This is a genomic window from Hymenobacter coalescens, from assembly GCF_054783195.1.
Genome location: NZ_BAAGRA010000039.1, coordinates 1 through 898 on the forward strand (window position 1 = coordinate 1; position 898 = coordinate 898).

An 898-nucleotide genomic window follows, 5' to 3' on the forward strand; every position below is an offset into this window, starting at 1 on the left:
CGTATTCTCTGGATTTGCGCCAACGCGTGGCGCAGGCGCTGGCCGAGCCGGGTGCTCGGCAGGCGCAAGTGGCGGCTCGTTTCTGCGTGAGCGTGGCTTTTGTGGGCAAGCTCGTGCGGCGGCAGCGGCAGACCGGCTCGGTGGCGGCGTTGCCCGGCCGGGGCGGCCCGCCGCGGTGCCTGGACGCGGCCGCGCAGGCGTGGCTGGTCGCGCAAGTGGCGCAACAGCCGGACGCGACGCTGGCCGAGCTGCGCGACGCGCTGCAGGCCCAGACGGGCCAGCGCGTGAGTGTCGGCTCGGTCTGGCGCGTGCTCGACGAACAGGGGCTGCGCCGCAAAAAAAAGCCTGCACGCCAGTGAGCGTGACACGCCCCGCGTGCACGAGCTGCGGCGCCAGCACGTCGAGGCGGTGGCCGGGCGCCCGGACGTGCACCGGTTCTACTTCTTGGACGAGACGGGCCTGCGCCTGGACTACACGCGCCGCTACGCACGGGCCCCGGGCGGCCGGCGCGTGGGCGGCGCCGTGCCGCTGAAGCGCGGGCGGGCGCTGACGCTGATCGGGGCGCTGAGCGTACGCGGCTTGACGGCCGTGCAAGTGCTGGACGGGGCCTTGAACCAGCGCAGCTTCGCCTTCTACATCGCCCGCGTGCTCGGCCCGCAGCTGCGCCGCGGCGATGTAGTGGTCTTGGACAATCTACCCGTGCACAAGCTCGGCGGGCTGCAGCAGGAACTGGCCCGGCGCGGCGTCGAGGTGCTGTTTCTGCCGCCCTACTCGCCCGACTTCACGCCGGTCGAGCAGGCCTGGAGCAAGCTCAAAACCAAGCTGCGACAAGCCCAGGCCCGCACCCGCGAAGCCCTCGACGCCGCGATTCAAACCGCCGTCAAGTGGATTTCCAGCA

Annotated in this window: 2 protein-coding genes; both read left to right on the forward strand. The window is 71.8% G+C overall.

Annotated features, from left to right (window positions below):
* On the forward strand, nt 1-359 hold a 359-nt coding region (locus ACYVKQ_RS23195), incomplete at its 5' end, for a helix-turn-helix domain-containing protein (RefSeq protein ID WP_460677761.1).
* A 16-nt stretch (nt 360-375) separates the two neighbouring features.
* Nucleotides 376-898 (forward strand): IS630 family transposase (locus ACYVKQ_RS23200; RefSeq protein ID WP_460677762.1); only part of this gene is annotated, 523 nt, incomplete at its 3' end.